Source organism: Pseudomonas sp. 22072 (assembly GCF_052046095.1).
Classification (GTDB): domain Bacteria; phylum Pseudomonadota; class Gammaproteobacteria; order Pseudomonadales; family Pseudomonadaceae; genus Aquipseudomonas; species Aquipseudomonas paracarnis.
On sequence record NZ_JBQEQE010000004.1, the window covers coordinates 40586 to 64334 of the forward strand.

20 protein-coding genes and 2 tRNA genes are annotated in these 23749 nt (G+C 58.1%); 1 reads left to right on the top strand and 21 read right to left on the bottom strand.

The features are described 5' to 3' along the window. Window positions 1–70: 70 nt before the first annotated feature. The 13 genes from truB to rlmE all read right to left on the bottom strand — a co-directional run bounded on the left by truB (window position 71) and on the right by rlmE (window position 12685). A complete protein-coding gene (gene truB / locus ACTJLA_RS05315) occupies window positions 71–988 on the bottom strand; it encodes a tRNA pseudouridine(55) synthase TruB (protein ID WP_200583812.1) in 918 nt (305 codons plus the stop codon). Window positions 989–991: 3 nt separating this feature from the next. Next, the gene (gene rbfA / locus ACTJLA_RS05320) at window positions 992–1387 is read right to left on the bottom strand and encodes a 30S ribosome-binding factor RbfA (RefSeq protein ID WP_003176137.1); all 396 of its coding nucleotides are present in this window, start codon (window positions 1385–1387) and stop codon (window positions 992–994) included. A gap of 159 nt (window positions 1388–1546) precedes the next feature. Beyond that, the gene (gene infB, locus ACTJLA_RS05325) at window positions 1547–4063 is read right to left on the bottom strand and encodes a translation initiation factor IF-2 (RefSeq protein WP_003194185.1); all 2517 of its coding nucleotides are present in this window, start codon (window positions 4061–4063) and stop codon (window positions 1547–1549) included. A gap of 27 nt (window positions 4064–4090) precedes the next feature. After that, window positions 4091–5572 carry a transcription termination factor NusA gene (gene nusA, locus ACTJLA_RS05330; protein WP_003194187.1) on the bottom strand — a complete coding sequence of 494 codons (1482 nt, stop codon included), beginning with the start codon at window positions 5570–5572 and terminating at the stop codon, window positions 4091–4093. Between the two features lie 47 nt (window positions 5573–5619). Further along, complete coding sequence (gene rimP / locus ACTJLA_RS05335) at window positions 5620–6078, bottom strand: ribosome maturation factor RimP (RefSeq protein ID WP_032873230.1); 459 nt, start codon at window positions 6076–6078, stop codon at window positions 5620–5622. Window positions 6079–6218: 140 nt separating this feature from the next. After that, window positions 6219–6295: transfer RNA gene (locus ACTJLA_RS05340), tRNA-Met, on the bottom strand. A gap of 96 nt (window positions 6296–6391) precedes the next feature. Further along, a tRNA-Leu gene (locus tag ACTJLA_RS05345) sits at window positions 6392–6477 on the bottom strand. Between the two features lie 22 nt (window positions 6478–6499). Further along, the gene (gene secG / locus ACTJLA_RS05350; RefSeq protein ID WP_003194191.1) at window positions 6500–6883 is read right to left on the bottom strand and encodes a preprotein translocase subunit SecG; all 384 of its coding nucleotides are present in this window, start codon (window positions 6881–6883) and stop codon (window positions 6500–6502) included. A gap of 4 nt (window positions 6884–6887) precedes the next feature. Continuing rightward, window positions 6888–7643 carry a triose-phosphate isomerase gene (tpiA, locus tag ACTJLA_RS05355; RefSeq protein ID WP_200583814.1) on the bottom strand — a complete coding sequence of 252 codons (756 nt, stop codon included), beginning with the start codon at window positions 7641–7643 and terminating at the stop codon, window positions 6888–6890. Between the two features lie 66 nt (window positions 7644–7709). Next, a complete protein-coding gene (gene glmM / locus ACTJLA_RS05360) occupies window positions 7710–9047 on the bottom strand; it encodes a phosphoglucosamine mutase (RefSeq protein WP_060764101.1) in 1338 nt (445 codons plus the stop codon). A 16-nt stretch (window positions 9048–9063) separates the two neighbouring features. Further along, window positions 9064–9915 carry a dihydropteroate synthase gene (gene folP / locus ACTJLA_RS05365; protein ID WP_314551602.1) on the bottom strand — a complete coding sequence of 284 codons (852 nt, stop codon included), beginning with the start codon at window positions 9913–9915 and terminating at the stop codon, window positions 9064–9066. Window positions 9916–9923: 8 nt separating this feature from the next. Beyond that, complete coding sequence (gene ftsH, locus ACTJLA_RS05370; protein WP_034127004.1) at window positions 9924–11834, bottom strand: ATP-dependent zinc metalloprotease FtsH; 1911 nt, start codon at window positions 11832–11834, stop codon at window positions 9924–9926. A 200-nt stretch (window positions 11835–12034) separates the two neighbouring features. After that, window positions 12035–12685, bottom strand: a complete 651-nt coding sequence (rlmE, locus tag ACTJLA_RS05375; protein WP_014719954.1) for a 23S rRNA (uridine(2552)-2'-O)-methyltransferase RlmE — start codon at window positions 12683–12685, stop codon at window positions 12035–12037. A 107-nt stretch (window positions 12686–12792) separates the two neighbouring features. Between rlmE and ACTJLA_RS05380 the strand changes: the two genes are divergently transcribed. Beyond that, window positions 12793–13101, top strand: coding sequence for a YhbY family RNA-binding protein (locus ACTJLA_RS05380; RefSeq protein WP_003176146.1), 309 nt, complete (start codon window positions 12793–12795; stop codon window positions 13099–13101). Window positions 13102–13110: 9 nt separating this feature from the next. Here ACTJLA_RS05380 and ACTJLA_RS05385 read toward each other — a convergent pair whose 3' ends face one another. The 8 genes from ACTJLA_RS05385 to grpE form a co-directional block, all read right to left on the bottom strand. Further along, the gene (locus ACTJLA_RS05385) at window positions 13111–13515 is read right to left on the bottom strand and encodes an MFS transporter (protein ID WP_198862998.1); all 405 of its coding nucleotides are present in this window, start codon (window positions 13513–13515) and stop codon (window positions 13111–13113) included. Window positions 13516–13543: 28 nt separating this feature from the next. Further along, window positions 13544–14020 (bottom strand): transcription elongation factor GreA, encoded by a 477-nt coding sequence (gene greA / locus ACTJLA_RS05390; protein ID WP_032873232.1) that lies wholly within the window; start codon window positions 14018–14020, stop codon window positions 13544–13546. Window positions 14021–14022: 2 nt separating this feature from the next. Beyond that, window positions 14023–17244, bottom strand: a complete 3222-nt coding sequence (carB, locus tag ACTJLA_RS05395) for a carbamoyl-phosphate synthase large subunit (RefSeq protein WP_003194205.1) — start codon at window positions 17242–17244, stop codon at window positions 14023–14025. 105 nt (window positions 17245–17349) lie between these two features. Beyond that, window positions 17350–18486, bottom strand: coding sequence for a glutamine-hydrolyzing carbamoyl-phosphate synthase small subunit (gene carA / locus ACTJLA_RS05400; protein WP_314551584.1), 1137 nt, complete (start codon window positions 18484–18486; stop codon window positions 17350–17352). A 259-nt stretch (window positions 18487–18745) separates the two neighbouring features. Further along, window positions 18746–19552, bottom strand: coding sequence for a 4-hydroxy-tetrahydrodipicolinate reductase (dapB, locus tag ACTJLA_RS05405; RefSeq protein WP_054896113.1), 807 nt, complete (start codon window positions 19550–19552; stop codon window positions 18746–18748). A gap of 10 nt (window positions 19553–19562) precedes the next feature. Beyond that, window positions 19563–20687, bottom strand: a complete 1125-nt coding sequence (dnaJ, locus tag ACTJLA_RS05410) for a molecular chaperone DnaJ (RefSeq protein WP_054896114.1) — start codon at window positions 20685–20687, stop codon at window positions 19563–19565. Window positions 20688–21003: 316 nt separating this feature from the next. Then, the gene (dnaK, locus tag ACTJLA_RS05415) at window positions 21004–22920 is read right to left on the bottom strand and encodes a molecular chaperone DnaK (RefSeq protein ID WP_014719959.1); all 1917 of its coding nucleotides are present in this window, start codon (window positions 22918–22920) and stop codon (window positions 21004–21006) included. Between the two features lie 102 nt (window positions 22921–23022). After that, window positions 23023–23583, bottom strand: a complete 561-nt coding sequence (grpE, locus tag ACTJLA_RS05420) for a nucleotide exchange factor GrpE (RefSeq protein WP_003194215.1) — start codon at window positions 23581–23583, stop codon at window positions 23023–23025. Between the last annotated feature and the right edge of the window lie 166 nt (window positions 23584–23749).

Sequence of the window (23749 nt, forward strand, 5' to 3'; positions counted from 1 at the left end):
AGGCCAGGGACAAATCCCTGTATCTAAAAATGAGTGTTGACCATGCCTGTTAACAGCCACACTCGTTCGGTCATTCTGACCGAATCAGCCGACGCGGCGCGATGCGCCCGTCTTCGCTCACTTCACCGATACCGATAAAGCGACCGTTATGATCCTGTACTCGCACCATGCCGAACTTCGGGGCATCCGGGGCGCGTACCGGCTGGCCGTTGAGCCAGTAGAACGCGCTGTGCTCCGAAAAGTGCAGCAATGGCCAATCCAGCAAACCGCTGTCCGATGGCATGAGGAAGCGATCAACCGCTTCATTGCCGCCCTCGGCGTGTACCGCTTCCAACTCTTCCAGCGTGACCGTCTGGGCCAGGCTGAAAGGCCCGGCCTGTGTGCGTCGCAGTTCTGCAACGTACGCGCCACAGCCAAGTTGCTCACCAATATCTTCCACCAGGGTACGGATATAGGTGCCTTTGCTGCAGTCCACGGCCAAACGGGCAGCGTCGCCTTCACAAGCGAGCAATTCCAAGCGCGCAATAGTAACAGAACGCGGTTCGCGCTCCACTACTTCGCCCGCACGTGCCAGCTTGTAAAGTGGCTGGCCATCGCGCTTGAGTGCCGAGTACATCGGCGGTATCTGACTGATTTGCCCACGAAAAGCGGGTAAGGCAGCTTCGATATCCGCACGACCAACGGTCACGTCGCGAACCTGCAAAACATCACCTTCGGCATCCGCCGTGGTGGTGGTCTTGCCCAGTTGCATCAGGGTTTCGTAACCCTTGTCGGAATCAAGCAGGTATTGCGAAAACTTGGTGGCCTCGCCAAAGCACAACGGCAATACACCGGTGGCCAATGGATCAAGGCTGCCGGTATGCCCGGCCTTCTCGGCATTGAGCAGCCAGCGCACCTTCTGCAACGCGGCATTGGAGGTAAAGCCAATGGGTTTGTCGAGCAGAATGATGCCACTGACGTTGCGACGGATACGTTTGACCTGAGCCACCGCTTACTCCTTGGCGTCTTCAGGTGTGGACGGGTGCTGGCTGTCTTCAGCCACGGCGCGTTCGATCAATGCCGACAGGTGCGCGCCACGCACGACGCTTTCGTCGTAATGGAAGTGCAGCTGTGGAACGCTGCGCAGCTTCATTTCACGGGCCAACTGCATACGCAGGAAACCTGCGGCGGAGTTGAGCACCTTGATGCTTTGCGCGATTTCTTCGCTGTTGTCCTGCCCCATCACAGTGATGAAGATCTTGGCGTGACCCACGTCACGGCTCACTTCAACAGCGGTAATGGTGACCAGGCCAACGCGTGGGTCTTTGACTTCGCGGCGGATCAGTTGGGCCAGCTCACGCTGCATCTGATCGCCGATACGCTGGGTACGGCTGTATTCTTTTGCCATGTCTTGTTACCTGTTACTGCCACACGGTGAAACCCGTGGGGTCTGAAAGCGGCAAACGCCCGGCCTGACAAAAGCCAGACCGGGCGTTGCGTTTAGAGTCCTGACGCTACGCGGGGCATCTGCATGCCCACACGCTGCGCGGCTCCTGAAGTGCGCGAGTTAGAGGCTGCGAGCAACCTGAACCTTCTCGAAGACTTCGATCTTGTCGCCAACCTTGACGTCGTTGTAGCTCTTGACGCCGATACCGCATTCCATGCCGGCACGTACTTCGGCAGCGTCATCCTTGAAGCGGCGCAGGGATTCCAGCTCGCCTTCGAAGATAACGATGTCTTCACGCAGTACACGGATTGGACGGTTACGGTACACAGTGCCTTCAACCACCATGCAGCCGGCGATCGCACCGAATTTCGGCGAGCGGAACACGTCACGCACCTCGGCGATACCCAGGATGTTCTCCCGGACGTCGCTGCCAAGCATACCGGTAAGTGCTTTCTTGACGTCTTCGATGATGTCGTAGATGACGTTGTAGTAACGCATGTCCAGGCCTTCCTGCTCGACGATCTTGCGAGCGCCAGCATCGGCACGCACGTTGAAGCCGAACAGTACAGCGTTGGAAGCCAGTGCCAGGTTGGCGTCGGATTCGGTGATACCACCGACACCGCCACCGACAACGCGCACTTGCACTTCGTCGTTACCCAGGCCGTTCAAGGCGCCGTTCAACGCTTCGAGGGAACCACGAACGTCAGACTTGAGGACGATGTTAAGCGTCTTCTTCTCTTCCTGGCCCATGTTCTCGAAGATGTTTTCCAGCTTGCCGGCGTGAGCACGGGCCAGCTTGACCTCGCGGAACTTGCCTTGACGGAACAGAGCCACTTCACGGGCTTTCTTCTCATCAGCCACTACGCTCATCTCGTCGCCAGCGTCCGGCGTACCGTCCAGGCCGAGAATCTCGACTGGGATAGCAGGACCTGCTTCCTTGATTGGCTTGCCGTTCTCGTCGAGCATGGCACGTACACGGCCGTAGTTCGAACCGACCAGCACCATGTCGCCTTGGCGCAGGGTACCGTCTTGGACCAGCACGGTGGCAACCGGGCCACGGCCCTTGTCGAGACGGGACTCAACCACGACGCCACGGCCAGGAGCCGATGGAGTAGCGGTCAGTTCCAGGACTTCGGCTTGCAACAGGACCGCTTCGAGCAGTTCGTCAACGCCGGTACCCATTTTCGCCGAGACCGATACGAATGGCGTCTCGCCACCCCATTCCTCGGACGTCACGCCGTGAACCGACAGTTCGCTACGGATGCGATCGAGATCGGCGCCCGGCTTGTCGATTTTGTTCACGGCAACGACCAGAGGAACACCGGCAGCCTTGGCGTGCTGGACAGCTTCAATGGTCTGCGGCATTACGCCGTCGTCCGCTGCAACCACCAGAATCACGATGTCGGTCGCCTTCGCACCACGGGCACGCATTGCGGTAAACGCGGCGTGACCTGGGGTGTCGAGGAAGGTGACCATGCCGCGCTCGGTTTCAACGTGGTATGCACCGATGTGCTGGGTAATACCACCGGCTTCGCCTGCGGCAACCTTGGCACGACGGATGTAGTCGAGCAGGGAAGTCTTACCGTGGTCAACGTGGCCCATTACGGTCACGACCGGCGCACGGGAAACCGCTTCACCTTCAAACTTCAGGGACTCGGCCAGGGAATCTTCCAGGGCGGTGTCGCTGACCAGGGTCACTTTGTGGCCCAGCTCTTCAGCAACCAACTGGGCAGTTTCCTGGTCCAGTACCTGGTTGATGGTGGCTGGAGTGCCCAGCTTGAACATGAACTTGATGATTTCAGCAGCCTTGACCGACATCTGCTGGGCCAGATCGCCCACAGTGATGGTCTCGCCGATCTTCACTTCACGCACGACAGGGCCGGTTGGGCTCTGGAAACCGTGGGCGTTGCGCTTCTTCAGCTTGGCCTTGCCGCGACCACCACGACGGAAGCCATCGCTTTCTTCGTCGGTGGTACGTGGGGCAACGCGTGGCGCAGGCGCTTTCTCTTTGACCGAGGCGCGGTGCGGAGCGTTTTTACGCTCGCCATCGCCACCACCACCGCGACGATTGTTATCGTCAGCACGTGGTTTGTCCGGACGACGAGGCTCGTCGCGCTTGCGGGCGTCTGCTGCAGGAGCAGGTGCGGCGGCAGCCGGGGCAGCCTCGCGCACAGCTTCAACAGGGGCGGCGACCGCGTCAGTGGCAGCAGGTTGCGCAGCAGCAGGCTGGCGACGCGCTTCTTCTTCGGCGCGACGCTTGGCTTCTTCTTCAGCCTTCTGACGTGCAGCATTTTCTACTGCGCGACGTTCTTCCAGCTCGCGTTTGCGCTCGGCTTCGATTTCTTCCGGGCTGCGCTGTACGAAGACTTTCTTCTTGCGTACTTCAACGCTGATGCTCTTGCTACCCGCAACCCGCAGGGTGCTGGTGGTTTTGCGCTGCAATGTAATCTTGCGCGGTTCTTCCACTTTCGCCTTGTGGCTGCTCTTCAAGTGAGTCAGCAAAGACTGCTTCTCACTATCGCTCACACCTTCATCGGCGGCGGTGTGCGGCAGACCTGCCTCACGCATCTGCTGCAACAGGCGCTCTACCGGTGTTTTGACCTCATCGGCCAGTTGTTTCACCGTGACTTGCGTCATGCACTTCTCTCCTCAGGCCGCGCCTAATTACTCGAACCAATGGGCTCGGGCGGCCATGATCAACTTGCCGGCACGATCTTCGTCAATGCCGTCGATGTCGAGCAGATCGTCAATAGACTGCTCGGCCAGGTCTTCGCGGGTAATTACGCCGCGCACCGCCAGTTCCATCGCCAAATCCTTGTCCATACCCTCAAGCGAGAGCAGGTCTTCGGCCGGATGGGCGTCTGCCAGCTTTTCCTCAGTAGCGATGGCTTTAGTCAACAAACGATCCTTGGCCCGAGCGCGGAGCTCGTTGACGATATCTTCGTCAAAGCCGTCGATGTTGAGCATTTCTTCCAACGGTACGTAGGCAATCTCTTCCAGGCTGGTGAAGCCTTCATCTACCAGCACCTGTGCCAGCTCTTCATCGACTTCCAACTCTTCGATGAAGTTGCGCAGGATGTCACCGGTTTCAGCTTGCTGCTTAGCCTGGATGTCCGATTCGGTCATCACGTTCAGGGTCCAACCGGTCAGTTGGCTGGCCAGACGCACGTTCTGACCACCACGACCAATGGCCTGAGCCAGATTGTCTGCGCCAACGGCGATGTCCATTGCATGGGCATCTTCGTCAACGATAATTGCCGCCACTTCAGCCGGCGACATGGCGTTGATCACGAACTGCGCCGGGTTATCGTCCCACAGGACGATGTCCACACGCTCACCGCCCAATTCGCCCGACACTGCCTGGACGCGCGAACCGCGCATACCGATGCAAGCGCCTTGCGGGTCGATGCGTTTGTCCTTGGAGCGGACCGCGATCTTGGCACGCGAACCCGGGTCACGGGACGCAGCCATCACTTCGATCAGGCCTTCGGCGATTTCCGGCACTTCGATACGGAACAGCTCGATCAGCATTTCCGGCGCGGTACGCGACAGGATCAACTGCGGGCCGCGGTTCTCGGTGCGGATTTCCTTGAGCAGCGCACGCAGACGCACGCCGACACGGAAGGTTTCGCGAGAGATGATGTCTTCGCGGGCCAGCAACGCTTCGGCGTTGTTGCCCAGGTCGACGATCACGTTGTCGCGGGTAACTTTTTTCACGGTGCCAGAGATGATTTCACCCAGGCGTTCGCGATAGGCGTCAACGACTTGAGCGCGCTCGGCTTCGCGAACCTTCTGCACGATGACCTGCTTGGCGGTCTGTGCAGCAATACGGCCGAATTCGATCGACTCGATCTTTTCTTCGACAACATCGCCAACCTGGGCGCCCGGATGCGTTTGCGCAACCTTGCTTGGCCAGGTTTCGATGGCCGGATCATCAAGATCGTCCTCTTCGACCACCGTCCAGCGACGGAAAGTCTCATAGGCACCGGTGTGGCGGTTGATTTCCACACGCAGATCTACTTCGTCTTCAAAACGTTTCTTGGTAGCAGTGGCCAGGGCCAGCTCCAACGCTTCAAAAATCACGCTTGCCGGTACACCCTTTTCATTGGATACCGACTCAACAACCAGCAGTACTTCTTTGCTCATCGTACGCCTCGCCTTTCGCAAGCCATTGGATCCGCGGGATCCGCGTCTCAGTCAAAACTGGGAATAATGTTGGCCTTGTCGATCATATCGATCGGCAACAGGAACTCGTGGTCTTCTACCTGCACCACGACATCCTGCTCTTCTACACCGCGCAGAAGGCCCTGAAAGTTGCGTCGCCCTTCAAAGGGGGAGCGCAGCTTGATCTTCACTTGTTCACCGGCATATTTAGCAAACTGCTCGATAGTGAACAGTGGGCGTTCCATGCCTGGCGAGGAAACTTCAAGGGTGTATTCAACGGAGATTGGATCTTCAACATCCAGCACACCGCTGATCTGACGGCTGACAATGGCACAATCGTCCACCAGCACGCCGCCCTCTTTATCGATATAAACGCGCAACATTGAGTGGCGACCTTGAGCCGAAAACTCAATACCCCAGCATTCATAGCCTAGGGCCACGACCACCGGGGCCAACAAGGCCTGCAACTCTTCTAGCTTGCTCGACACCTGAACCCCCTCGTGCATGTATGTGCATGCTGTGCAAAATAAAAAAATGGGCGAAACGCCCATCCTTGAAACGCCGTCGAACAGCGGCGTTGAAAGTGTCCAGCTAACAAAAAGCCCCTTAAAAGGGGCTCCGCTAAAACTGGTTGCGGGGGCCGGATTTGAACCGACGACCTTCGGGTTATGAGCCCGACGAGCTACCAGACTGCTCCACCCCGCGACAAAGCTGGGGCGGAAGTATACGACCGATCCCTTACAGGGTCAATGTAACCTTCCACCTACAAGAAAGCCCGCAACAGCGGGCTCTCCTGATAATTGGTACCGAGAAGGGGACTCGAACCCCTACACCCTATGGGCACAACCACCTCAAGGTTGCGTGTCTACCAATTCCACCACCTCGGCAATACAGCATTTACAACCCTTCTTACTTCTGCTCTTGAGCTGGAGGTACGTCAGTCGCTGGAGTAGCCGACTTTTGCTCTTGAAGCACCGGGACATCATCAGAAGCCGGTTTTGCTTTTGGAACTTCCAACACTGCTGGGTTTGGCAAACCTACTTGAGTCAGCACATGAGCTTTCTCTTTAGCAAAGTAACCTAACCCTAAGCTGGTTATGAAGAAACCTGCGGCAAGTATAGCAGTAAACTTACTAAGAAAGGTAGAGGAACCTTGGCTTCCGAACACAGTATTTGAAGCACCTGCACCGAAAGACGCACCAGCATCCGCACCTTTACCCTGTTGCAACAAAACCAGAGCAACTACGCTCAGGGCAGCCAACAGATGAAAAACGACTACGACTGTTTCCAGCATTTTTTCAGTTTCCCGCGGCGCGACAGATCGCACCGAACTCATCTGCATTCAGGGAAGCTCCACCAATGAGCCCCCCATCGATATCCGGCATGCCGAACAGTTCGACCGCATTGGCCGCCTTCACGCTGCCGCCGTATAGAAGCCGCACACCTTGTGCAACTTCAGAATTCTCTGCCGCCAACTGCGCGCGGATGGCTGCGTGCACATCCTGCGCCTGTTGCGGTGTAGCAGTCAGCCCGGTGCCAATGGCCCAGACCGGCTCGTAAGCAATAACTGCCTTTGCAAATGCACCAACACCCAGCTCCTCGATGATGCTGCCCAGCTGACGCGAGACAACTTCAAGAGTCTTGCCCGATTCGCGCTGCTCAAGGGTCTCCCCTATGCACAACACCGGAATCAAGCCACAAGCCTGTGCTGCGGCGAACTTGCGGTTGAGCGTCCCATCCCGCTCGCCCATCATCTGGCGACGCTCGGAATGCCCGACAAGCACATAGGAACAACCCGCATCAACCAGCTGACTCGGCGAAATCTCGCCGGTCAACGCACCTTGCATCGGCTCTACCGCAGAGTTCTGCGCGCCGACCTGAATCGACTTGCCTTTCAAGCCATCAACCACTAGGTTGATATGCAAGCAAGGCGGGAACACCGCGACGTCAACACCGCTAGGCAAGGCCAAGTGACGAAGGCCGTTGATCAGCTCAGCGACACTGGCGCGGGTACCGTGCATCTTCCAGTTACCAGCTACCATAGTGCGACGCATGCTGTACCCCGTCGGTCAAAGTGGGCGCAGATGTTACCCAACCACATCATCACTGGCAAGCCGAATTCAGGCGCAAACTTCAGTTACCAGTTTTGCCAGGTCTTCGGCATGGCCGCGAACCTGTGTTTCGTCCTCGCCTTCGACCATCACACGCACCAGCGGCTCTGTGCCGGACTTGCGCAGCAACACACGCCCGCGCCCCGCCATTGCCTGGGTCACGCGCTCGCAAGCCTCTTTGACAGCAGGGTGCTCGATGGGGTTTTCGCCACCGGCAAAACGCACATTGAGCAGCACTTGCGGACATTTGCGCAGGGCTTGGCGCGCCTGGGCCAGGCTCTCTTCGCGGCGACGCAGGGCCAACAGCACCTGTAGCGCGGCGATGATAGCGTCACCCGTGGTGGTGTGCTGGAAGCAGACCACATGCCCGGAATTCTCACCGCCAACCAACCAGTTACGCTCCAGCAGTTCGGCGATCACATAGCGGTCACCGACATTGGCGCGAATAAAGGGAATCCCCAGTTCTGCCAACGCCAACTCCAGCCCCAGATTACTCATCAGGGTGCCGACCACGCCACCTTGCAACTTGTTACGCTCGTGCAGGTCACGGGCAATGATGAACAACAGGTCATCACCATCCACGATCATGCCGGTATGGTCCACCATCAGCACGCGGTCGCCATCGCCATCAAAAGCGATGCCCAGGTCTGCATGCTCAGCCAGCACTGCAGCCTGCAGCTGCTCCATGTGGGTGGAACCGCAGTTGTCGTTGATGTTCAAGCCGTTGGGCTGAGCCGACAGCACGCTGACCTGTGCGCCCAACTCCTTGAAGACGCTCGGCGCCACCTTGTAGGTCGCACCATGGGCGCAATCGACAACAATCTTCAAGCCTGCGAAATTGGTGCTGCTCGGAACGCTGCTTTTACAGAATTCGATATAGCGACCTGACGCGTCGTTAATGCGCGACACCTTGCCCAGCTTGCTCGACTCAACCACCGTCATCGGCGCATCCAGCAGCTCCTCGATCATCAACTCGATCTCGTCAGGCAGCTTGGTGCCCTGCCCCGAGAAAAACTTGATGCCGTTGTCATCATGAGGATTGTGGGAGGCGCTGATCACAATACCGGCTTCGGCGTGAAAGGTACGCGTGAGGTAAGCGATTGCCGGCGTGGGCATGGGGCCCAGCAGCATCACATCAGCCCCGGCGGCGGACAACCCGGCCTCCAGCGCAGACTCAAACATGTAGCCCGAAATACGGGTGTCCTTGCCCACCAGGATGCGACACGCGCCCATGCTGCGGAACGCCATGCCTGCCGCCCAACCCAGCTTGAGCATGAAATCAGGGGTGATCGGGAATTCGCCGACCCGACCACGAATGCCGTCGGTGCCAAAATATTTTTTAGTCATAAGTACTCCATCATTCTTATTCGGCTGATTCTACAGCAGCGAGCATGCGCACCACATCGACCGTTTCGACGACATCATGCACACGCAAAATACGTGCGCCCTTGGTCACGGCAAGCGCCGCAAGCGCCAAGCCGCCATACAGGCGTTCGCCGATCGGGCGATTAAGGGCGAGCCCTATCATGCTCTTGCGCGACACACCGACCAACAGCGGGCGACCAAGGGCGTGCAGCGCTTCCATGTGTTTGAACAGGCTTAGATTGTGCTGCAGGGTCTTGGCAAAGCCAAACCCCGGATCGAGGATGATCTGCTCAGGCGCAATACCCACAGCCACACATTGGGCAATCCTCTCAGCAAGAAACCCACTCACCTCGCCGACCAGATCGTCGTAGTGCGGATTGTCCTGCATGTTGCCGGGCTCACCCAGCATATGCATCAGACAGACGGGCAGGCCCGTTGCGGCGGCCGCATCAAGGGCTCCATCACGCTGCAGCGAACGCACATCATTGATCAACCCAGCCCCCAGCCGCGCGGTTTCGCGCATCACTGCCGGGGTGGAGGTGTCTACCGAGATGATGACATCCAGCTCACGGGCAATACGTTCGACCACGGGCGCCACCCGCTCCAGCTCCTCCAAAGGAGAAACAACGCGGGCGCCGGGGCGGGTCGATTCCCCACCCACATCAATCAGCGTCGCACCGGCAGCCACCATCGCCTCGGCATGACGCAACGCGGCATCCAACTGGCTGAAGCGGCCACCATCGGAAAAGGAGTCAGGGGTTACATTGAGGATGCCCATGACATGCGTCCGGGCCAAATCAAGAACCCGGTTGCCGCAAGGCAACCGGGTAGAGGACAAAGCAGAAGTCATTTCAAACCTTAGTGATCAGCTGCCGGGCCGCCGATAGGCGTTTCAGGGCGCTCATTCTGCACCACAGGCGGAGTGCCCGAAGTACCCGAACCACCTTCCCAGTCGCGCGGCTCACGCGGCGTACGGCCCGACATGATGTCGTCGATCTGGTCGGCATCGATGGTTTCGTACTTCATCAACGCATCAGCCATGGCGTCCAGCTTGTCACGGTTGTCAGTCAGGATCTGCTTGGCCGTGCCGTAGCACTGGTCAATGATGCTGCGAACCTCGGAGTCGATCAGCTTGGCTGTCTCACCCGAGAAGCTGGCGCTTTGCCCACCGCCGCCACGGCCGAGGAACACTTCGCCTTCTTCTTCGGCGTACATCAATGGGCCGAGTTTTTCCGACAAGCCCCACTTGGTCACCATGTTTCGTGCGATCTGGCTGGCACGCATGATGTCATTGGAGGCACCAGTGGTCACACCGTCGAAGCCAAGGGTCATTTCTTCAGCAATACGGCCACCATACAGCGAGCAGATCTGGCTGATCAGCGCACGCTTGGAGAGGCTGTAGCGATCTTCTTCCGGCAGGAACATGGTCACACCCAGTGCCCGACCACGAGGAATGATCGACACTTTGTAGACGGGGTCATGCTCAGGCACAACGCGACCTACAATGGCGTGACCTGCCTCGTGATAAGCGGTGTTCTGCTTCTCTTTCTCGGACATGACCATGGATTTGCGCTCGGCGCCCATCATGATCTTGTCTTTCGCCAATTCGAACTCTTTCATCTCAACGATACGCTTGCCAGTACGGGCAGCGAACAGCGAAGCCTCGTTCACCAAGTTCGCCAAATCAGCACCGGAAAACCCGGGAGTACCACGGGCGATCACAGCCGGAGCCACGTCGTCACCCATTGGCACCTTGCGCATGTGCACTTTCAGGATCTGCTCACGACCACGAATGTCCGGCAGGCCGACCACAACCTGACGGTCGAAACGGCCAGGACGCAGCAACGCAGGGTCCAGCACGTCGGGACGGTTGGTTGCGGCGATGACGATAATGCCGTCATTCATCTCGAAACCATCCATCTCTACCAGCAATTGGTTGAGGGTCTGCTCGCGCTCATCGTGACCACCACCCATGCCAGCGCCACGATGGCGACCAACGGCATCGATTTCGTCGATGAAGATGATGCATGGCGCGTGCTTCTTGGCCTGCTCGAACATATCGCGAACACGGCTGGCGCCGACGCCGACAAACATCTCGACAAAGTCAGAACCGGAAATCGTGAAGAAAGGCACCTTGGCTTCGCCGGCAATCGCCTTGGCCAGCAAGGTTTTACCGGTACCCGGTGGGCCCACCATCAGCACACCGCGAGGAATACGGCCACCCAGGCGCTGGAACTTGCCCGGATCACGCAGAAACTCGACCAACTCACCGACTTCTTCCTTGGCTTCGTCGCAACCCGCAACGTCAGCCAGGGTAGTCTTCACCTGGTCTTCGGAGAGTAGGCGCGCCTTGCTCTTGCCGAAGCTCATCGGCCCGCCCTTGCCTCCCGCGCCACCTTGCATCTGGCGCATGAAGAACATGAACACGGCGATAATCACCAGGATCGGGAAGCTGGCTACCAGGAGCTGGGTCCAGATGCTTTGCTGTTCAGGCTGCTTGCCTTCAACAATGACCTTGTTATCCACCAGGTCACCGATGAGACCGTTGTCCTGAATGGCAGGACGAATGGTCTTGAAGCTGTCGCCATCGTTGCGCTTACCGGTAATCACGTAGCCATCAACCGCTACGCGCTCGACCTTGCCATCCTTAACTTGCTGGATGAAGTCGGAATAGTTGAGGGTCTGCGGCTCGTTAGGGCTGGAGAAGTTGTTCATCACCGTCACCAGGACAGCCGCGATGATCAACCACAGGATCAGATTCTTTGCCATATCGTTCAATTAACTACCCTCTGAAGCAAGCTCCGCTACTGGCGCGCGCTTCGCATGATATTCACCGGCCTAACTTACTACATTACCTACAACTCTGGCAGGCGCCGTCTGTAACCCTTTGTGAAACTTTGACTACACAATATTCGTAAAGCTTCGTGACGAAAGCGATATAAAAAAACCTATCGCCCTCCTCGAATTTCTCAAAAACGCTCTTCGCTTGCAGCGCCTTCGACGCCGCGGAAGCCACGGCACAGCAGATACTGCTCCCTGGACCGGTCACGGGATGAGTCCGGCTTGCGGGTTTGTACCTTGTCGAACAACTTGCGAATGTTCTTGTGGTACTCGTCGAAACCTTCGCCCTGGAACACCTTCACCAGGAAATCGCCACCCGGACGCAACACCCGACCGGCCAAATCCAGCGCCAGTTCACACAGGAACATGGCACGCGGCATATCAACAGCCGGTAATCCACTCATATTGGGGGCCATGTCGGAAATCACAAGGTCTACCTGCGAATTTCCCACAGCCTCCAGGATCTCGGCCAATACTTTGTCTTCGGTGAAGTCGCCGTGAACAAAGGTCACGTCCGGGATGCTGTCCATCTCAAGGATGTCCGAAGCGATCAATCGACCTTGCCCACCAATCAGACGACTGGTCACCTGGGACCAGCCACCGGGGGCCGCGCCGAGATCAATAACGCTCATGCCTGGACGAATCAATTTGTCCTTATCCTGGATCTCCAGCAGCTTGTAGCTGGCCCGGGAACGATAGCCGTCCTTTTGCGCCTTTTTGACGTAAGGATCATTGAAATGTTCTTGTAGCCACTTAAGGCTGGTTTTGGAACGGGCCACGGGCCACCTCGAAAAAATAAAACGGGTCGTGATTAACTGGGCGGTCCCGGACTCGCTCGGGTAAACTGGCCGCCGCTTTTTACAAGATCAGACGCAGGGGTCAGATTATGCCGCTCACTCAAGAGCAGAAGAAACAGTACAAATCCATTGGCCACCATCTGAAACCAGTTCTGATTGTGGCAGACAACGGTTTGACTGAGGGTGTGCTAGCCGAATTCGAGCGCGCACTGAACGATCACGAACTGATCAAGATCAAGGTCAACATCCTTGATCGCGAAGCGCGCCTGGCTGCCGTTGCAGAACTGTGCAAGGTCGGCAAAGCGGACCTGGTTCAGGTCATCGGCAAGATGGCGCTGCTGTATCGCAAGAACTTCAGCGTCAACAAGCAACTGTCGAACGTTCATCGCTTCAAATGATGAAAAGGGTCAAGGGCGTGCTTCGCGCGCCCCGCCACTCCATCCCGGCGCAGGCTGCGTAACCAGCACCAAGCCAGAGAACCCTAGCACAAGATAGCTGAACAACTGCCAGCGCAACGCTTGCGGCAGCCACACATGCACCATACAAAACATTGCGCATGCATACAGCGCCATCAACAGCAGTTGGCCGCGAATATCCCGCCACAAACTCTTCAAGCCTTCGGCCGTGATCAGCACCAACGCCTGAAGCATCACGCACGCCGCCGAAAAACCCACCAGCAGCGCACTCAGCAATCCGTCGATCTCATCGATCAGCAGCGGCGCCAGGCCAATCAGGCCCAACGCCGGCAACACGCCAACATGTAACAGCCAAAGGCCACCCACCCAAAGCATCTGAGAGAGCTGCCAAAGCATGGCGCCCGCACGCAGCGGGCGCCGTCTTTCAGATGTGACGAACTTCGACAATCTCGTACTCAATGACGCCGCTCGGCGTTTTCACGGCGACCACATCGCCTTCTTCCTTGGCAATCAAGGCGCGAGCAATCGGCGAGCCGACAGAGATCTTGCCTTGCTTGAAGTCAGCCTCATCCTCACCCACGATCTGGTAAGTCACGCTTTCGTCGGTCTCGACGTTGGCGATTTCCACGGTCGTCCCGAAAATTACCTTGCCGGTATGCGGGATGGTGGTGACATCGATGATCACCGCATTCTGCATACGGCCTTCGATGTCACGAATCCGCGCCTCGACCATACCCTGCTGCTCGCGAGCAGCGTGGTATTCGGCGTTTTCCTTCAAGTCACCTAGCTCGCGGGCCGTACCGATGTCCTGGCTCAGCTTTGGACGTACGACCTTGGTCAGATGGGCGTGCTCCTCTTCCAGGGCGCGCGCGCCCTGAACGGTCATCGGGTATTTGGTTATGCTCATGCCTTCAATCCTGCGTGTAGATCCTGCAAGCGACGCACGGTCTTTTCCGGACCGAACTTCAGCGCTTCACAGATAGCTTCGCCAGCAGCAATGGTAGTGGTGCAGTAAATCTTGTGCTGCAAGGCATTACGACGAATGGAGTAGGAGTCCGCGATCGACTGGCGACCTTCGGTGGTGTTGATGATCAGAGTGACTTCGTCATTCTTGATCATGTCGACCACATGCGGACGGCCTTCCGTCACCTTGTTCACGCGACGTACTTTCAGGCCGGCAGCTTCGATCAGCTTGGCGGTCCCGGCGGTAGCCACGACTTCAAAGCCCAAGTTGATCAGATCGCGGGCGACCCCTGCAACCAGTGGCTTGTCGTCATCACGTACGCTGATAAACGCAGTACCGCCGGTCGGCAGCACTTCGCTGGCACCCATCTGGGCCTTGGCGAACGCTTCACCGAAGGTATCGCCCACACCCATCACTTCACCGGTGGACTTCATCTCTGGGCCCAGGATCGGGTCCACGCCAGGGAATTTGGCGAACGGGAACACCGCCTCTTTCACACTGTAGAAGTTCGGAATGATTTCCTTGGTAAAGCCGATTTCCTTCAGGGTCTTACCAGCCATCACACGCGCAGCGATCATGGCCAGGGACACACCGATGCACTTGGACACGAACGGTACGGTACGCGAAGCACGCGGGTTGACTTCGATGACGTAGATGTCTTCGCCTTGCAGCGCCAACTGTACGTTCATCAGGCCGACCACACCCAGTTCCAGGGCCATCTTCTTGACCTGTTCGCGCATCTCGTCCTGGATGTGCGCCGGCAGCGAGTACGGCGGCAGGGAGCACGCGGAGTCACCGGAGTGAACGCCGGCCTGCTCGATGTGCTGCATGATCGCGCCGATCACGACGTCAGTACCGTCGCATACCGCATCCACGTCCATTTCGATGGCGCAGTTGAGGAAGTGATCCAGCAGCACCGGGCTGTCGTTGGAGACTTTCACCGCATCACGCAGGTAGCGCTTGAGTTCTTCTTCTTCGTAGACGATTTCCATCGCCCGGCCGCCCAGTACGTAGGACGGACGCACCACCAGCGGGTAGCCGATCTTGCTGGCCGCGCGAATGGCTTCGTCTTCGCTGCGCACGGTGGCGTTCGGCGGCTGACGCAGGTTCAGGCGCTCAACCATCTGCTGGAAACGCTCACGGTCTTCGGCACGGTCGATTGCATCCGGGCTGGTACCGATGATCGGCACGCCAGCGGCTTCGAGGGCACGCGCCAGTTTCAGCGGGGTCTGGCCGCCGTACTGGACGATCACGCCTTTAGGCTTCTCGACGCGGCAGATTTCCAATACGTCTTCCAGCGTTACCGGCTCGAAGTACAAGCGGTCGGAAGTGTCGTAGTCAGTGGAAACCGTTTCCGGGTTGCAGTTGACCATGATGGTCTCGTACCCATCTTCGCGCAGGGCGAGGGCGGCGTGTACGCAGCAGTAGTCGAACTCGATGCCCTGGCCGATACGGTTCGGACCGCCACCCAGGATGATGATCTTGTCGCGGCCCGTCGGCGCGGCTTCGCACTCTTCCTCATAGGTGGAGTACATGTAAGCCGTGTCGGTGGCGAATTCTGCGGCGCAGGTGTCAACGCGCTTGTAGACCGGGAAGATATCCAGCTTGTGGCGATGAGTACGCAGGTTCTTCTCGGTCACACCCAGCAGCTTGGCCAGACGCTGGTCGGAGAAGCCTTTGCGCTTGAGGCGGAACATCAGGTCGCGGTCGATAGACGACAGACCCAGCGTCTTGACCTTCTCTTCTTCCTTGATCAGATCTTCGATCTGCACCAGGAACCATGGGTCGATCATGTTCATGCCGAAGATATCTTCGACGCTCAGGCCTGCACGGAAGGCGTCAGCCACGTACCAGATACGCTCGGCGCCCGGCACGGTCAGCTCGCGCTTGAGGATGCTCATGCTTTCCGGGTTGCTCAGGTCGAGCTTCTCGTCCAGGCCGCAAACACCAACCTCCAGACCGCGCAGAGCTTTCTGCAGGGATTCCTGGAACGTGCGACCGATGGCCATGACTTCACCGACCGACTTCATCTGGGTAGTCAGGCGCGCATCCGCCTTGGCGAATTTCTCGAAGGCAAAGCGCGGCAGCTTGGTCACAACGTAGTCGATAGACGGCTCGAAAGACGCCGGCATAGCGCCGCCGGTGATTTCGTTTTGCAGCTCGTCCAGGGTGTAGCCGATAGCCAGCTTGGCGGCGATACGCGCAATCGGGAAGCCCGTCGCTTTCGAGGCCAGGGCCGAAGAACGCGATACACGTGGGTTCATCTCGATCACGACCATGCGGCCGGTGTCCGGGCAGATGCCGAACTGGACGTTGGAACCGCCGGTTTCAACGCCGATCTCGCGCAATACCGCCAGGGAGGCGTTACGCAGGATCTGGTATTCCTTGTCGGTCAGGGTCTGTGCTGGCGCCACGGTGATCGAGTCACCAGTGTGCACGCCCATCGGGTCGAAGTTTTCGATGGAGCAGACGATGATGCAGTTGTCCTTCTTATCGCGGACAACCTCCATCTCATATTCTTTCCAGCCGATCAGCGATTCGTCGATCAGCAGCTCTTTGGTCGGCGACAGGTCGAGGCCACGGGCGCAGATTTCTTCGAACTCTTCACGGTTGTAGGCAATACCACCGCCGGTGCCGCCCATGGTGAAGGACGGACGGATAATGCACGGGAAGCCCAGGGTCTCGAGGACCGCATTGGCTTCTTCCATGCTGTGGGCGATACCGGAACGTGGGCACGCCAGACCGATGGACTTCATGGCCTTGTCGAAACGCGAACGGTCTTCAGCCTTGTCGATGGTGTCGGCATTGGCACCGATCATCTCTACGCCGAACTTTTCCAGGACGCCTTCGCGCTCCAGGTCCAGGGCACAGTTCAGAGCGGTCTGGCCACCCATGGTTGGCAGCAGCGCGTCCGGACGCTCTTTTTCGATGATCTTGGCAACGGTCTGCCACTTGATCGGCTCGATGTAGGTGGCGTCGGCCATGGCCGGGTCGGTCATGATGGTGGCCGGGTTGGAGTTCACCAGGATGACGCGGTAGCCCTCCTCGCGCAGGGCTTTACAGGCCTGGGCGCCGGAGTAGTCGAATTCGCAGGCCTGGCCGATCACGATCGGGCCAGCGCCGAGAATCAGGATGCTTTTTATGTCTGTACGTTTTGGCATGGGTTTGTCACTCAAATCCGCAGGTCAGTCGGCAAGCCGTCTTGAACAATCTTTGAAGAGCCTGCGGGGGCCACCGCAATCCGGGGCCGCCCGCAGGCCACTCAGTCAGCGTCGCTTGGCCATCTCATTGATGAAACGGTCGAACAGCGGCGCTACGTCGTTCGGGCCCGGGCTGGCTTCAGGGTGGCCCTGGAAGCTGAACGCGCTCTTGTCGGTGCGCTCGATGCCTTGCAGGGAACCGTCGAACAGCGACTTGTGAATGGCGCGCACATTGCTCGGCAGGGAGGCTTCATCCACCGCAAAACCGTGGTTCTGGCTGGTGATCATCACAACGCCAGTGTCCAGGTCTTGTACCGGGTGGTTGGCACCGTGGTGGCCGTGGCCCATTTTCAGGGTCTTGGCGCCGGAGGCCAAAGCCAGCAACTGGTGGCCAAGGCAGATGCCGAACACCGGAATCTCGGTCTCCAGCACGTCCTTGATGGCCTGGATAGCGTAGTCGCATGGCTCAGGGTCACCCGGGCCGTTGGAGAGGAACACACCGTCCGGCTGCATCGCGAGCACATCGCTGGCAGGGGTTTGCGCGGGCACCACGGTCACACGGCAACCGCGCTCGACCAGCATGCGCAGGATGTTGTACTTGACGCCGTAGTCATAGGCGACCACGTGGTAAGGCAGATCGGCAGCCTCGATAGTCGCGTGGCTGTCGGTCTTCAGATCCCACACAGTGGAACGCCACTCGTACTTCTCTTTGACACTGACGACTTTCGCCAGGTCCATGCCCTTCAGGCCAGGGAAACCTTGCGCCGCGGCAATCGCCGCCTCTTCGGAGATATTGTCACCGACCATGATGCAGCCGTTCTGCGAGCCTTTTTCACGCAGGATGCGCGTGAGGCGGCGCGTATCGATACCCGCGATCGCCACAACGTTGTTGGCTTTCAGGTAATCGGACAGCGACATCGTGTTACGCCAGTTGCTCGCAACCAGTGGCAGGTCACGAATCACCAGGCCCGCCGACCAGACACGATCAGACTCGACATCTTCCCGCGTAGTGCCGGTGTTGCCGATGTGCGGATAGGTCAGGGTAACGATCTGTTGGGCGTAGGAAGGATCGGTAAGGATTTCCTGATAGCCGGTCATGGCAGTGTTAAACACCACCTCTCCAACGGTCTGACCGTCGGCTCCAATGGCTTCGCCGCGAAAAATGCTGCCATCAGCAAGGGCGAGTATGGCTGGCTTAGTCAAGAAGACCTCCCGTAAATAAAGCCTGAAAGGGCGATCGCAGGTTGTAAAAAAGCGGAGTGACGTATGGACACGTCACCCCGCTTCTTCACTGAATTATTCTGCGCGCTTTTAGTGGACACACTAAAGCTGTAGCTTACAGAAAAAGGCTTTTTTGGTCCACCGCTAATGAGCCTTAAAGGCAGGGGAATGCGACAGGACGTCGCCTAGCGGGTAAAAACGGGGCCACAGGATAATCCTGAGCCCCCGTTTTAGCTACTGCTTAGTGCAGGTCCAGCACGTCACGCATGTCGTACAGGCCCGGCTCGCGGCCGTCCAACCAAAGCGCAGCACGCACCGCGCCCTTGGCGAAAGTCATGCGGCTGGAGGCTTTGTGCGTGATCTCCAGGCGCTCGCCTTCGGTGGCGAACAGCACGGTGTGATCGCCAACCACATCACCACCGCGCACGGTTGCAAAACCGATGGTGTCGCGTGCGCGCTCACCGGTGTGGCCTTCACGCCCGTATACCGCCACTTTCGACAAATCGCGGCCCAGCGCATCGGCAATAGCTTCACCCATGCGCAACGCAGTGCCCGACGGAGCGTCGATCTTGTGACGGTGATGAGTCTCGATAATCTCGATATCAGCCTCATCACCCAGCACGCGCGCCGCCAGGTCCAGCAATTTCAGCGACAGGTTTACGCCCACGCTGAAATTGGCAGCGAAGACGATCGGAATATCCTTGCCCGCCTCCACCAGCAACTGTTTCTGCTCGGCGCTCAAACCGGTGGTACCGATCACCATAGCTTTGCCCGCCCTACGGCAGAAGGCCAGATTTTTCAGCATCACTTCCGGCAGGGTGAAGTCGATCAGCACGTCGAATTCGTCCGCCACCTGCTCGAGGTTGCCAGACAACGAAACACCGATGCGACCCAACGAGGCCAACTCACCTGCGTCCGCGCCGATCAACGTACTGCCTGGGCGAACAATCGCCGCCGTCAGCCCGGAGGCCGGCGAGCGTTGCTGCACCGCCTCGACCAGCGTCTTGCCCATGCGCCCGGCAGCGCCCATTACGGCTATACGTCGCATATTCAGATCCTTACAGGTCGCCGAAGAAGCGTTTTACACCGTCGAAGAAGCCCGTAGTCTTCGGCGAGTGCGAGTCATCGCCTTCCAGCGAGCTGCGGAACTCTTCCAGCAGTTCACGCTGACGACGATTCAGGTTCACCGGAGTTTCCACCGCCACACGGCACATCAGGTCGCCAGCACCGCCACCGCGCACGGGCGCAACGCCCTTGCCACGAATGCGGAACTGCTTGCCGGTTTGAGTCCCCTCGGGAATCTTGAGTTTGACCCGACCATCCAGCGTCGGAATCTCCAACTCGCCACCCAGGGCCGCATCAACAAAGCTGATCGGCACTTCGCAGAACAAGTGCTTGCCGTCACGCTGGAAGATCGAGTGCTCGCGCACATTGATCACCACGTACAGGTCGCCCGTAGGGCCGCCCTGGGCACCCGCCTCGCCTTCGCCCGACAGGCGAATACGATCACCGGTATCCACACCCGCCGGTACCTTCACCGACAGCGTCTTGTACTCTTCAACGCGGCCTTCGCCGTGGCAGGAATCGCACGGATCGGAAATGATCTTGCCCTGGCCATGGCAACGCGGGCAGGTTTGCTGCACCGAGAAGAAGCCCTGCTGCATGCGCACCTGCCCGATACCGCCGCAGGTCGGGCAAGTGATCGGCGAAGAGCCTTTCTTCGCACCCGAGCCGTCGCACGGCTTGCAGTTGACCAGCGTCGGCACACGGATATTGACGCTGGTGCCGCGCACGGCTTCTTCCAGGTTCAGCTCCAGGGTGTAACGCAAGTCACTGCCGCGCTGAGGGCCGCCACGCTGGCCGCCCCGGCCGCCGCCGAAGAAGTCGCTGAATACGTCGCCGAAAATATCGGAGAAGTTCTGACCACCAAAACCGGCACCGCCGCCGCCCATGCTCGGGTCGACGCCAGCATGGCCATACTGGTCGTAAGCCGCACGCTTATTGGGATCACACAGGCATTCGTAGGCCTCGTTGGCCTCTTTGAACATCTCTTCGGATTCTTTGTTATCCGGATTACGGTCCGGGTGGTGTTTCATCGCCAGGCGACGGTAGGCCTTCTTCAGGTCCGCCTCGCTGGCGCCACGCTCCACACCCAATACTTCGTAATAGTCACGCTTTGCCATAAGTCTTTGCACTCTTAAGGACGTTCGACCTGGCCCTCCTGAACCCTGCCAAACTCGTTGAGCCCCAATACAGGCCCGGACCCAACTCACGTCAATTCAACGATCCTGGTCATTACTGCTTTTAGCCAGGGAGCCGGCCAAAAACGCGGTGACTGTCATTCGGAAAGCAGGAGCATTCCCGTTCACACCGCCAGCATCCGAGCGTTGTCGCATGCTGTAAAAATTCGCATACCCCAGACACGCCAACGCGGGAGCAAGCTCCCGCGCGGCGACATCCTACCAGTCACCGCTTGTGCGCGGTCAACCGGGCGACAACTTACTTGTTGTCTTTAACTTCTTCGAACTCGGCATCGACAACATCGTCGTGCTTGGCTTCAGGCTCTGCTTGTTGCGCAGCGCCGTCAGCCGGCTGGCCTTGCTCGGCGTACATTTTCTGAGCAACTGGCGCGGAGACTTTCGACAGCTCCTCAACCTTGGCTTCGATGGCAGCCTTGTCGTCGCCTTTAATGGCGGCTTCCAGGGCAACCACTGCCGCTTCGATTGCGGTTTTCTCTTCGTCGGTCACTTTGTCGCCAGCATCAGCGATCATTTTGCGCGTCGAGTGAACCAGCGCGTCACCCTGGTTACGGGCGCCTGCCAACTCTTCGAACTTCTTGTCGGCTTCAGCATTGGTTTCAGCATCACGGATCATCTGTTGAATTTCTTCATCAGACAGGCCGGAGTTGGCCTTGATGGTGATCTTCTGCTCTTTGCCGGTGGCCTTGTCTTTCGCGCCGACGTGCAGGATGCCGTTGGCGTCGATGTCGAAGGTCACTTCGATTTGTGGCACGCCACGTGGTGCTGGTGGAATCTCAGCCAGGTCGAACTTGCCCAGGGACTTGTTCTGTGCGGCTTGCTTACGCTCGCCCTGCAGCACGTGGATAGTCACGGCGCCCTGGTTGTCATCGGCAGTCGAGAACACCTGGGATTTCTTGGTAGGAATCGTGGTGTTTTTCTCGATCAGCGCAGTCATCACGCCACCCATGGTTTCGATACCCAGGGTCAGCGGGCTTACGTCCAGCAGCAGCACGTCTTTCACATCACCGGCCAGTACGGCACCCTGGATGGCAGCACCCATGGCAACGGCTTCGTCCGGGTTCACGTCTTTACGGGCTTCTTTGCCGAAGAACTCGGTAACCAGCTTCTGAACCAGTGGCATACGGGTCTGACCGCCCACCAGGATCACGTCGTTGATCGAGCCAACGTCGATACCGGAGTCTTTCAGCGCGATGCGGCAAGGTTCGATGGTGCGCTGAACCAGATCTTCAACCAATGCTTCGAGCTTGGAACGCGAGATCTTCACGTTCAAGTGCTTAGGACCGGTAGCGTCTGCAGTGATGTACGGCAGGTTCACGTCAGTCGACTGAGCGGAAGACAGTTCGATCTTGGCTTTTTCAGCGGCTTCCTTCAGGCGCTGCATGGCCAGCGGGTCACCCTTGAGGTTCATGCCGCTTTCTTTCTTGAATTCGTCAACGAGGTAGTCGATCAGACGAATGTCAAAGTCTTCACCACCCAGGAAGGTGTCACCGTTGGTGGCCAACACTTCGAACTGGTGCTCGCCGTCAACTTCTGCAATCTCGATCACGGAGACGTCGAACGTACCGCCACCCAGGTCGTAAACGATCACGGTGTGGTCGCCCTTGGCCTTGTCCATACCGTAAGCCAGCGCGGCTGCGGTTGGTTCGTTGATGATACGTTTTACATCCAGGCCCGCGATGCGGCCGGCGTCTTTGGTGGCCTGACGCTGGCTGTCGTTGAAGTAGGCAGGAACGGTGATCACCGCTTCAGTCACTGCTTCACCGAGGTAGTCTTCGGCGGTCTTCTTCATCTTTTTCAAGATTTCAGCCGAGATTTGCGGCGGCGACATTTTCTGGCCGTTCACTTCAACCCAGGCGTCACCGTTGTCGGCCTTGGCGATTTTGTAAGGCACCATCTTGATGTCTTTCTGTACGACTTCTTCGTCGAACTTACGACCGATCAGACGCTTTACCGCGTACAGGGTGTTATGCGGGTTGGTCACCGCCTGACGCTTGGCCGATTGACCGACGAGGATTTCACCGTCGTTGGCGTAAGCGATGATCGACGGAGTGGTACGTGCGCCTTCGGCGTTTTCAATAACTTTTGCAACGCCGTTTTCCAGCACGGAGACGCAGGAGTTGGTGGTCCCCAGGTCGATACCGATAATTTTGCCCATGATTTACTCTCCCGAAACTTGAATTTGGTTGCCGCAGCAGTTTTGGCTAACTGCGGTAGCACTTAAACGCTTGACTTATAAATGGGGGCCTTGCGGCGAATTTCAAGCCTGCTCATCAATAGAAGGTGCAACGGGTGCAGGAGCCTTGCTCACCACCACCATTGCCGGACGCATCAGGCGACCGTTGAGCTGGTAACCCTTCTGGAACACCTTGATCACGCTATTAGGTTCCAGGTCATGGCTTTCTTGCATAGCCATGGCTTGGTGATGTTCAGCATTGAACGGCTCGCCGGCTTGCGGATCGATAGCTTCCAACTGATAACGCTTCAGGGTGTCCTGGAACATTTTCAGGGTCAGCTCGATGCCTTCGCGCATTGGGCGGATGTTTTCATCGTCCGGGTTGGACAACTCAAGACCACGCTCCAGGCTGTCGATGATCGGCAGCAGGTCACCGGCGAATTTTTCCAGCGCGAACTTGTGAGCCTTCTCTACATCCTGCTCGGCACGGCGGCGGACGTTCTGCAGATCGGCGGCAACACGCAACGATTGATCCTGCGCAGCGGCCAATTGCTCTTCGAGCACTTGCACACGAGTCGCCAGTTCATCACCGGCAGCCGAATTGGCGTCTGGAGTTTGCGTATCCTGCGTCTGTTCGTCAGCCATAGATTTCTCCTTTCAAAATCATGCGCGAACTCAACTCGCGCTTCTGCTCCGGTATATGGGGCCACAATTTTCAGGTTCAAGGGCGCAGGCGTTACCAAAAGTCTTTCGATTGACCTGGATCATTTCCTTCTCGCTCATTCCACATCGCGCTAAAAAAATTCGAGAC

Coding starts and splice junctions, on each gene's coding strand:
- rbfA (WP_003176137.1), bottom strand. CDS start 1,387: ATGGCAAAAGAATACAGCCGTACCCAGCGTATCGGCGATCAGATGCAG.
- infB (WP_003194185.1), bottom strand. CDS start 4,063: ATGACGCAAGTCACGGTGAAACAACTGGCCGATGAGGTCAAAACACCG.
- nusA (WP_003194187.1), bottom strand. CDS start 5,572: ATGAGCAAAGAAGTACTGCTGGTTGTTGAGTCGGTATCCAATGAAAAG.
- secG (WP_003194191.1), bottom strand. CDS start 6,883: ATGCTGGAAACAGTCGTAGTCGTTTTTCATCTGTTGGCTGCCCTGAGC.
- tpiA (WP_200583814.1), bottom strand. CDS start 7,643: ATGCGTCGCACTATGGTAGCTGGTAACTGGAAGATGCACGGTACCCGC.
- glmM (WP_060764101.1), bottom strand. CDS start 9,047: ATGACTAAAAAATATTTTGGCACCGACGGCATTCGTGGTCGGGTCGGC.
- folP (WP_314551602.1), bottom strand. CDS start 9,915: ATGACTTCTGCTTTGTCCTCTACCCGGTTGCCTTGCGGCAACCGGGTT.
- ftsH (WP_034127004.1), bottom strand. CDS start 11,834: ATGGCAAAGAATCTGATCCTGTGGTTGATCATCGCGGCTGTCCTGGTG.
- ACTJLA_RS05380 (WP_003176146.1), top strand. CDS start 12,793: ATGCCGCTCACTCAAGAGCAGAAGAAACAGTACAAATCCATTGGCCAC.
- ACTJLA_RS05385 (WP_198862998.1), bottom strand. CDS start 13,515: ATGCTTTGGCAGCTCTCTCAGATGCTTTGGGTGGGTGGCCTTTGGCTG.
- carB (WP_003194205.1), bottom strand. CDS start 17,244: ATGCCAAAACGTACAGACATAAAAAGCATCCTGATTCTCGGCGCTGGC.
- dapB (WP_054896113.1), bottom strand. CDS start 19,552: ATGCGACGTATAGCCGTAATGGGCGCTGCCGGGCGCATGGGCAAGACG.
- dnaJ (WP_054896114.1), bottom strand. CDS start 20,687: ATGGCAAAGCGTGACTATTACGAAGTATTGGGTGTGGAGCGTGGCGCC.
- dnaK (WP_014719959.1), bottom strand. CDS start 22,920: ATGGGCAAAATTATCGGTATCGACCTGGGGACCACCAACTCCTGCGTC.
- grpE (WP_003194215.1), bottom strand. CDS start 23,583: ATGGCTGACGAACAGACGCAGGATACGCAAACTCCAGACGCCAATTCG.